This is a genomic window from Okeania sp. SIO3B5 (genome assembly GCF_010692555.1).
Taxonomy (GTDB): Bacteria; Cyanobacteriota; Cyanobacteriia; order Cyanobacteriales; family Microcoleaceae; genus Okeania.
In genome coordinates this window covers 21,222-27,303 of record NZ_JAAHHG010000090.1, presented here as the reverse complement: position 1 = coordinate 27,303, position 6,082 = coordinate 21,222, and the positions used below count along the sequence as shown (strand labels likewise).

5 protein-coding genes are annotated in these 6,082 nt (G+C 38.0%); 2 read left to right on the top strand and 3 right to left on the bottom strand.

All coding sequences use genetic code 11. The features are described 5' to 3' along the window. Positions 1 to 239 precede the first annotated feature (239 nt). Positions 240 to 3,278: an SAV_2336 N-terminal domain-related protein gene (locus F6K54_RS14680; protein WP_293078664.1), complete on the top strand. Its 3,039-nt coding sequence runs from the start codon at positions 240 to 242 to the stop codon at positions 3,276 to 3,278. Between the two features lie 1,188 nt (positions 3,279 to 4,466). On the opposite strand, the gene F6K54_RS14675 is transcribed toward F6K54_RS14680, so the two are convergent. From F6K54_RS14675 to F6K54_RS14665, 3 genes are all read right to left on the bottom strand, one after another. Beyond that, a complete protein-coding gene (locus F6K54_RS14675; RefSeq protein WP_293078662.1) occupies positions 4,467 to 5,375 on the bottom strand; it encodes a Uma2 family endonuclease in 909 nt (302 codons plus the stop codon). Between the two features lie 148 nt (positions 5,376 to 5,523). Further along, a complete protein-coding gene (locus F6K54_RS14670) occupies positions 5,524 to 5,676 on the bottom strand; it encodes a hypothetical protein (RefSeq protein ID WP_293078660.1) in 153 nt (50 codons plus the stop codon). A gap of 26 nt (positions 5,677 to 5,702) precedes the next feature. Continuing rightward, positions 5,703 to 5,825 (bottom strand): hypothetical protein, encoded by a 123-nt coding sequence (locus tag F6K54_RS14665; RefSeq protein ID WP_293078658.1) that lies wholly within the window; start codon positions 5,823 to 5,825, stop codon positions 5,703 to 5,705. 25 nt (positions 5,826 to 5,850) lie between these two features. Between F6K54_RS14665 and F6K54_RS14660 the strand changes: the two genes are divergently transcribed. Continuing rightward, positions 5,851 to 6,006 (top strand): hypothetical protein, encoded by a 156-nt coding sequence (locus tag F6K54_RS14660; protein WP_293078656.1) that lies wholly within the window; start codon positions 5,851 to 5,853, stop codon positions 6,004 to 6,006. The last annotated feature ends 76 nt before the right edge of the window (positions 6,007 to 6,082 follow it).

Here is a 6,082-nt window from a genome sequence, read left to right as displayed (position 1 = left end):
CATACCGGGCTATTTCTAGCTTCCCTAGAGCGTTGTGCCAACCAACTAAGTCAAAGGGTAAGGCAGCTCGCTTGGAATCCGCGACGACGTTGATGCACTTTATGAGATTCCGCTCGGCATGGGTGCATCAACCGTTAGCGCAGCTCCCCCGGAGGGGGAACATGATATTAAAACCCGAAAACAGGATGAGGAAAATTTGACAGAAGTGTTGCTGAAACATTTGAGTATTGAGGAAAAAAATGATTGACGAATTAATTACCGCACTGAGTAAAAAAGCGGGAATGTCAACAGAGGAAATAGCGGATACTATTTGGTTGGCATTACAAATACAAGAATCTCAGTCTGAGTCAGTTTCTCCAGACTTTTCTTTGGTTGAGGAAGACATAGGAGCGAACAAGAATAAAACCACATCCTCAGACTCAAAACCTCAGACTCCAGACTCAAATGAAACAAGAAAAAATCGAGATTCCCAGTCACAAAAAGCAAAAATTTATCCCCAGAGTCAACAGCAAACCGAATCCTTAGATTTATCCTTTAAAACCCCCAATGCTCCTTCCTTGCGTCAACCATTAACTTTGGCACGAGCATTAAAACCCTTAATGCGTCGTATTCCCGCTGGCACAAATTTTGTTGTCGATGAAGCTGCCACTATCGAACATATTGCCAATACAAAATTGTGGTTGCCCGTCTTAAGACCTACCTTAGAACCTTGGTTAGACCTAGAATTGGTAGTTGACGAAAGTATATCGATGCAAATTTGGAGACAAACCATCAGAGATTTGGAAAAATTGCTGAAAAACTATGGAATTTTCCGAGATGTGCGAGTCTGGGGGATGACTGCCAATGATGGAGAAAAAGTACAGGTTCGTCGAGGGATAGGTGCAGCAGCTAAAAATAAATTTCCCCGTAGCTCCAAAGAATTAATAGATGGGAGCGGACGTCGTTTGATATTGGTAGTGAGTGATTGTGTTTCGTCTTATTGGCGAGATGGCACAGTCACAGAAGCATTGGAAATTTGGGCAAATTCTGTACCCACGGCAATTATTCAAATGTTGCCCAAGTGGTTGTGGAAACGAACAGCTTTAGGTAGAGCGTCCGAGGTAAGGTTGCGGGGATTAACTCCAGGAGTGTCTAACCAAAATTTAATTGCTCAGGAAGTGTCTTTGTGGGAGGAGTTGGAGGAGAAAAAAGGCGTTAAAGTTCCGATATTCACTTTGGAAGAGGATAAGGCAACCACTTGGGCACAAATGTTGTCTGGTAAAAGTAGTGTTTCGACTTTGGGGTTTGTGTTTAAATTGGATGCTCCGGTTAAAGAGAATAGGTTGTTTAATCTTGACTATAGTCAGTTGAGTGCGGAGGAGCGAGTACAAGCATTTCGGGTGACTGCTTCTCCCATGGCGAGAAAATTGGCAGGTTTATTAGCGGCGGTGCCTATTACTTTGCCTGTAGTGCGGTTGATTCGAGGAGCTTTGTTACCAGAGTCTCTACAAGTTAATGTGGCGGAGGTGTTTTTGGGAGGTTTATTAAAGCCTTTGTCTGAAATTAAGGTGGAGACTAATCCGGATGATGTTGTGTATGGGTTTGTGGATGGGGTGAGAGAATTATTGATAGATTCGATGCCTTCAGAATGGGTGTTGCAGGTGGTGGATAAGGTGTCGGAATATGTGGCAGAGAGAGTCGGTTTGTCCTTGGAAGATTTTGCTGCTGTTTTGAGGAGGGAGAAGGAGGTTGAAGATAGTGGGGTTGTTGAGGAGGTGGGATATTTTGCGACAGTTACTGCTCAGGTATTGAGGCGTTTGGGTGGGGAGTATGTGGAGGTAGTAGAGGAGTTGGAATATACTCAACTTCGTAAATTGTTAATAGCACAAAATTGGAAAGAAGCTGATAAAGAAACCGCAAGATTAATCCTTCAAGTATCTGGTCAGGAAGAAAGAGGTTGGTTAACTAAGGAAGATATGCAAAAGTTTCCCTCCACAGATTTAAAAATTATTGACGAACTTTGGTTTAAACATAGTAATGGCAAATTTGGATTTAGTGTACAAAAGCAGATTTGGTTAATGCTTGGTGGTCAAATTGGATATAATGATCATGATGTCTACAATAAGTTTGGAGAGAACGTAGGTTGGTATGTAAAAGACAAAAACGAGTGGCTATTGTGGAGAGAACATACTTTTAGTCTAAATGCTCCTCAAGGACATTTGCCAAGATATTTGCCGAGTAGAGCGCAGCGAATTAGACCTTATCTTTTTTATCGGAAGGATTTAAAAGATAGGAGCAAAAATATTATTCCACAAGAAATTATTAGCCTAACAGAAAATTATTATACTCAGTCTAGTGGAGTTGGCTTTGTTGATAGATTGGCTAAACAAGTGATAAACTTTTCCCAGAAAAATATTGTTCGTTATGGATTAAAGTTAGCTTTTAGTCAAAACCCAAACCAAGAATATTTTATTAGTGGCGGAAATCAAATTATTAAAAGTTGGCAAAGGGAGAAAAATACCTGGCAAATACGACAAGAAATTACTTTGGAAGATACCTTTGATACATGGTTTACCTCTGTTGCAATTAGTCCAGATGGTCAGTTAATCGCGGCCTGTAAAGATTACCAGGTAAAGATTTGGCGTTTAGATCAAATCAATCCACTCCACACCCTAAACAAAACCATTTTGAGTAATTTTTTTGACTTTGAGGGTTTTGACTCAGTTACTTTTAGTCCAGATGGCAAAATCTTAGCAGCCAATAATAACCAAGACATTAAATTATGGGATGTAGAAACGGGAAAAGAAATTATCAAGCTTTCTGGGCATTCAGATAAAGTCACTTGTATTGCTTTTAATCCTAAAAATGGAAAAATTCTGGCAAGCTGTAGTTATGATAAAACCATCAAAGTCTGGAATATCGTGGATAAAAGATGTTTAGGTACACTTTCAGGACACCTTGGTGCTGTTTATACCCTTGGGTTTAGTCCCGATGGGGAAACCCTTGCTAGTGGAGGCAACGACAATACTATTAAACTATGGAATCTTAATCCAGAAGGAATCCTTGAAACGCTCCAGCATTCAGAAGCTATTACTTGTTTAGTATTTACTCCAGACGGTAAAACTTTAGTGAGTGGAAGCAATGATGGAAAAATTGTAGATTGGAAAATTTATGAAAAAGAATCACAACCCTTTCCTCAAGAGCATCACCGAGGAGTTACATCTATTGCAATAAGTCCAGATGGAAAAACATTAATTAGCGGAGGAAGGGATCAGACCATTAAAATTTGGAGAAGATAAAGCCTCAAAATGCTCATTCTTCCCTGGCAGATAGCGATCGCCTTCTCCCACAAATACCCAAAAACTGCAACGTTATAGTTATTAGATTTTAGATGAATTCTGATTAAGTAGCGTTGGCGGAGGATGGTGGCGGCAGCTATATCGCCTTCTTCCACAAATACCCAAAAACTGCAACGTTATAGTTTTTAGATTTTAGATGAATTCTGAGAAAGTAGCGATCGCTAATCCTCACGCTTATTGATGTTTTATTCATCTGTTTTACAAGAGTTTTGAGACGGAGTCACAAGAGCGCTCACCTCCTTCCATAAATACCAAAAAACTGCAACGTTATAGTTATTATATTTTAGATAAACTCTGAGAAAGTAGCGTTGGCGGAGGATGGTGGCGGCAGCTATATCGCTTCCTTCCACAAATAACAAGAAACTCCAACGTTATAGTTATTATATTTTAGATAAATTCTGAGCAAGTAGCGATCGCTGATTCTGCATAGTAAACGTAGGTTGGGTTGAGGTATCGTTAGCGTAGCTTATCCGTAGGATAAACCCAACTTTATTATGACTATTACTCAAGTAGAATAACGGCAACTCAAGCTACATAGGTTTTTGTTGGGTTGCGCTCTCGCTTAACCCAACCTACTGCATTTAGATAAAATAGCGTTGGCGGAGCCTAGCGACAGCTATATCGCCTCCTTCCACAAATACCCAAAAACTGCAACGTTATAGTTTTTAGATTTTAGATAAATTCTGAGAAAGTAGCGATAGAACATCCGTTCCGCTCCGCGATCGCTCATTCCCCATAGATTGATGTTTTATTCATCTATTGTTCAATAGTTATTAGATTGGAAATACGGTCAAAATAGCGATCGCCTCCTTCCACAAATACCAAAAAACTCCAACGTTATAGTTTTTAGATTTTAGATAAATTCTGAGAAAGTAGCGATAGAACATCCGTTCCGCTCCGCGATCGCTGATTCTCCATAGATGGATGTTTTATTTATCTATTGTCCAATAGTTATTAGATTGGAAATACAGTCAAAATAGCGATCGCCTTCTTCCACAAATACTAAAAAACTCCAACGTTATAGTTTTTAGATTTTAGATAAATTCTGATTAAGTAGCGTTGGCGGAGGATGGTGGCGGCAGCTATATCGCCTTCTCTCCTAAACAACTAAAGCCTTCTTCCTACTCCCTACTCGCTCAAATATAGTTTTCGCAATTCATCTGCTGAGGAAACCTGGGGAATTTGAGAAACAATTTCCTGTAACAACTTCACATCATTAATTGCAGAAATTTCCGATAACATTCCCGCAACTTCATCACCAAATCTGAATTTTAATCCCATCTCTATTGCCAATAATAACGCTTGTTTAAGTTGAGAAATTTCTGCATTCTTTTGAGATATTTCCAAAATATTTTGAGAAATCTCAACATCCTTTTGGGATATTTCTGCATTTTTTTGGGATATTTTAACATTTTTTTCTGCTGCTAATTCATCCCCTGTTGTAATTATATTCCCATCAACATCACACCAACGTAACCAAGTACCACTAAGATTTTCAAAGACACCATTCCAAAGAGTTAATCCTAAATTTAGATCGGGAAACAAAGCATTATTTTTAGGAACATAAAAAGTGCCTTGAAGTTGAAATACTTGAAGAAAAGTTTTACTTAGTTTTTGCAGCGGATCGTAGACAACATAATAAGGAATTCGTAACTTAGCATAGTCTGTCAATTTACTTCCTAATTCATTGCCTGGAGTGGGAGAAACAATTTCAATTACTACATCTGGAGACTTGCCAAATTCCCAGAATAAATAAGAGCGAACATTACGTTCCCACCATTTTTCTCCACCAGGAATATTCAAGCTTAAAAACACATCAGGTACAATTCCTGAATCTCCGACATAAGAGAATAAACCTACATTAGCAGCAACAAGAAAAGGAACATTTATTGGTATTTCAGCACCGCTATAAAAAACAGTTGTTAGCAAACGTTGTTGTTTTTCATTAATAAAACTATCCAAGGGAGTATCATCCTCCAGAATCATATTACTGGTGTCTGGATATTCATCAGCCATAACTGTCAATTTTTCTGACATAATTACCTCCAGATTTATTTAGGAATTACTTGAGATATTATAAATGATAACCCTTTCAAGAATTTAGAATTTAGAATTTAGAATTTAGAATTACCTCTCCTTTAAAAGAAGAGGATTGACTCAAAGGAAAATTTTTCTTTTTATCCTCTTAAAAGAGGAGGCTTTCAACCGCAATTTTTCGGTAAAGAGCGATCGCCTCCTTCCAGAAATACCAACAAACTCCAACGTTATAGTTATTAGATTTTAGATGAATTTTGATAAAGTAGCGATAGAACATCCGTTCCGCTACGCGATCGCTCATTCCCCATAGATTGATGTTTTATTCATCTATTGTTCAATAGTTATTAGATTGGAAATACGGTCAAATTCCGCGATCGCCTCATTCCACAAATACCAAGAAACTCCAACGTTATAGTTATTAGATTTTAGATAAATTCTGAGAAAATTCATTTGGTACAATGAGGTCTGAAAAATTATGACATTTAATGATGTAGTTGAGCTAATCAAAACTCTTTCCACGGATGAAAAGCAAGAAATTCAATTATTGTTAAGGCAATATATCCGCGAAGAAAGACGAGAAGAGATTTATGAGCATTTCCAGTTAGCTCAAATTGAACAACAAAAAGGATAGCTAAAGTTTTCTTCTAATATTAACAATCTGAAAAAATTAATAGAGGAATAATTAAGATAATTGCAGAAAACCTTAA

What these genes read in the sequence shown, in the direction of transcription:
- F6K54_RS14680 (WP_293078664.1), top strand. Translation starts at nt 240, where the DNA reads ATGATTGACGAATTAATTACCGCACTGAGTAAAAAAGCGGGAATGTCA.
- F6K54_RS14675 (WP_293078662.1), bottom strand. Translation starts at nt 5,375, where the DNA reads ATGTCAGAAAAATTGACAGTTATGGCTGATGAATATCCAGACACCAGT.
- F6K54_RS14670 (WP_293078660.1), bottom strand. Translation starts at nt 5,676, where the DNA reads ATGAGCGATCGCGTAGCGGAACGGATGTTCTATCGCTACTTTATCAAA.
- F6K54_RS14665 (WP_293078658.1), bottom strand. Translation starts at nt 5,825, where the DNA reads ATGAATTTTCTCAGAATTTATCTAAAATCTAATAACTATAACGTTGGA.
- F6K54_RS14660 (WP_293078656.1), top strand. Translation starts at nt 5,851, where the DNA reads ATGACATTTAATGATGTAGTTGAGCTAATCAAAACTCTTTCCACGGAT.